The following is a 3,211-nucleotide window of genomic DNA, read 5'->3' as shown; positions in this document are numbered from 1 at the left end:
CGTGGCGGCCGAGGACGGCGCGGCGGTGCTGTGGGTGCCGGTGCTCGACGGCACCGAACGCCTGGGCGCGGCCCGGATGGCGCTGCCCGCGGGCGCCGACCCGCACGACCCGGCCCTGCGCGAGCGCTGCTGGACGCTGGCCGGTCTGATCGCGCACCTGGTGGTGGGCAAGCAGGCCTACGGCGACCTGTTCCACCGCGTGCGCCGCACCAAGCCCCTGTCGGTGGCCTCCGAACTCCTGTGGCAGCTGCTCCCGCCGACCGCGTTCGCCTGCGACCGGGCCGTGATCGCCGCGGCGATGGAGCCGTACGACCGGGTCGGCGGCGACGGCTACGACTACGCGGTCGACGACGGCCTCGCCCACGTCGCGATCTTCGACGCGATGGGCCACGACCTGCAGGCCGGGCTGATCACCTCCCTGGCGCTGGCCGCCACCCGCAACGCCCGCCGCGCCGGAGCCGACCTGGTGGCCGCCGCCGCTCTGGCCGACGAGACGATCACCGCGCACCGCCGGAGCGGAACGCTGGTCTACGCCACCGCGTTCCTGGCGAGCCTGGACCTGGACAGCGGCAGGCTGGACTACCTCAACGCCGGGCACCCGCCGCCCGTGGTGCTGCGCCAGGGCAGGGGCGTGCGCCTGCTGGACGAGCCCGGCCGCACCCCGCTGGGGCTGGCGGACTTCCAGCAGGCCGCGCCACCGGTGCTGCACGAGCAGCTCCAGCCCGGCGACCGGGTGCTGTTCTACAGCGACGGCGTCGTGGAGGCCCGCGACGCCGCGGGGACCACGTTCGGCCTGGACCGCCTGGTCGACCTGACCGAACGCCACGAGCACGCCGGCCTGCCCGCCCCGGAGACCCTGCGCCGCGTGGTGCGCGCGGTGCTCGACCACCAGGGCGGCGAGCTGCAGGACGACGCGACCCTGCTGATGCTGGAGTGGACCACCACCGACCAGGCCAGGATGCTCCCGGCCCTGTGACGGTCGTCGCCGGTCGGGCGCGCCCGCCCAGGACGGGGTGGCCTCGGCGGTGGTCCGGTCGGCGAGAGCGCCTTCGCGGTGGGGGAGTGGGGTTCCGCGGTGTGGCCGACCGGGGGCCGGGGGTGGCCTGGCGCGCCGGGACCCGGTCAACAACGCCTGACCTCCCTGGCGCACTCGACCAGGGCGCGCACCACGGGCAGGTCCGCGTCCCGCGTGCGCCAGACGGCCACGTCGGCCAGCCGGACGTCCAGGTCGGCGATCGGGAGCCACACCACCGACGTGACCGGGGTGACGAGGGCCGCCGTCCGCCGCGCGAGAAGCGTGACGCCGTCGCCGATCGCCACCAGGGCCAGGAGCACCTCCAGGTCGGCGACCTCGGTGATCGCGCCCAGGTCGACGTTCCGCGCTGCGGCGGCGAGCTGGGCGTGCAGGCGGGGGTCGACCTCGCGCGGGCCGAGGACGATCCGCTCACCCGCCAGGTCGCGCAGTCGGACCTCCGCGCGCGAGGCCAGCGGGTGGTCGAGCGCGACCAGCAGGCCGAGGTGGTCGCTGGTCAGCTCCAGGCAGGACAGGTCGGCGGCGTCGGGCGGGTGCGACCCGCAGGCGAGGGCGATCGTCCCGTCGCGCAGGGCGGCCCACTGCTCGGCGCCGCCCATCGGCACGAGCTGGAGGGCGACGCGCGGGGCGCGCCTGCGGAACGCGGCCATGAGCGAGGCCAGCGCGCCGGTGAAGGTGGCGCCCTGCTCGAAGCCGATGGCCACGGCGCCCCGCCTGCCCCGCGCGACGTCCCTGACCTCCTCGACGGCCGCGTCGACGCCCGCCAGCACCCCGCGCCCCCGCTCCGCGAACACCTTCCCGGCGGCGGTGAGGCGGACCCCGCGCCCGGCCTGCTCGAACAGCGCGACGCCCAGCTCCTCCTGGAGGTCCTTCATCTGGCGGCTCAGCGGCGGCTGGGAGAGGTGCAGCCGCTCGGCGGCCCTGCGGAAGCTCTGCTCCTCGGCGATCGCCACGAAGTAGCGCAGGTGCCTCAGCTCCACGGGAACAACCGATGCTTCAAAGGTCTCACAAACCCGCATTCTATGTCTTGGACAGATCAATCCGGGGCTCATAGCGTCGTTCCCATGACGACCACGGCCCACGGGCGCTTCACGTCGCTGCTCCTCGACCTCGCGACGCACGAGGCCGAGGTCGCCCGCACCGAGGAGGTGGGCGCCGGGCTGCGGCTGGTGTCGATCGCGGGCGACGGGCTGCGGAAAGCGGCCTGGGCGCCCGGTGACGTGGTGCAGGTCGTCGTCGTGGGGGAGGCGCTGCTCGGGCCGTGGGAGGTCCGCTGCTACACGCCGCTGGCGCTCGACCCGGCGACGGGGACGGCCGAGGTCCTGTGGCACGTCCACGGCAACGGGCCCGGTTCCCACTGGGCGGCGTCGGCGGTCGAGGGCACGCCCTGCCGGGTGGTGGGGCCGCGCCGGGGCGTCCGGCTGCCCGCGTCGCGCGGGCCGCTGGTCCTCTTCGGGGACGAGACGTCGTTCAGCACGGCCGTCGCGGCTCACCGGGCGCGTGACGCGCGGGTCGTCCTGGAGGTGGGCTCGGTCGAGGAGTCGCGCGCCGTGCTCGGCCGGTTCGGGCTGCTCGACGTCGCGCTCGTGGCCAGGGAACCGGGTGACGCCCACCTGGCCGAGGTCGAGCGCGCGGTGCTGGCCGCCCAGCGGTCCGGCCCGGACGCCACCCCCGTGCTGACCGGCAAGGCCTCGTCGGTCCAGCGCCTGCACCGGGCGCTCCGGGGCGCGGGCGTCCAGGGGCGGCGGATCGGCAGCGTCCCCTACTGGGCGCCCGGCAAGAAGGGCCTCAAGGGGCACTAGGCGGGCGGGCGGCTGCCGCCCACGCGCACGGGTGCGCATCCTCGCACCACCGGCCTCACCTGGTCAGGTGAGATCGGGGGACCGGCGCGGCACCCGGAGCAGCACGGGCTTGGGCCATCGGGATGGCGGCGCTCGTACGTCCGGCTGTTCGCGGGCCCTCGGGCTTCCGGCGGCCCGGCGCGCGCCCCAACACTTCCGCTCAGCCGCCGCCCCACCAGCCTCCCCGACCGGCGGCGCGGGAACCCGGCGGAACGGAGACACCCATGTCGCCCGCGGAACTCGAGGACGTCCTGACCCGAGTCGTCCACCCCGACGACCCCGACCGCCGGGTGCTGCTCCCCGACGAGCTGCTCGACACCCCGCTCGACGACCTCGA

3 protein-coding genes are annotated in these 3,211 nt (G+C 76.0%); 2 read left to right on the top strand and 1 reads right to left on the bottom strand.

Translation table 11 applies throughout. The annotated features are described in order from the left end of the window. The coding region (locus tag ACTUAL_RS07850; RefSeq protein WP_440899778.1) for a PP2C family protein-serine/threonine phosphatase at positions 1–976 on the top strand (976 nt) is incomplete at its 5' end. A gap of 146 nt (positions 977–1,122) precedes the next feature. On the opposite strand, the gene ACTUAL_RS07845 is transcribed toward ACTUAL_RS07850, so the two are convergent. After that, the gene (locus ACTUAL_RS07845; protein WP_440899777.1) at positions 1,123–2,013 is read right to left on the bottom strand and encodes a LysR family transcriptional regulator; all 891 of its coding nucleotides are present in this window, start codon (positions 2,011–2,013) and stop codon (positions 1,123–1,125) included. Between the two features lie 84 nt (positions 2,014–2,097). Between ACTUAL_RS07845 and ACTUAL_RS07840 the strand changes: the two genes are divergently transcribed. After that, the gene (locus tag ACTUAL_RS07840; protein ID WP_440899776.1) at positions 2,098–2,835 is read left to right on the top strand and encodes a siderophore-interacting protein; all 738 of its coding nucleotides are present in this window, start codon (positions 2,098–2,100) and stop codon (positions 2,833–2,835) included. Positions 2,836–3,211 lie beyond the last annotated feature (376 nt).

Source organism: Actinosynnema sp., from assembly GCF_052038725.1.
This window is presented reverse-complemented; position numbering and strand designations above follow the sequence as displayed.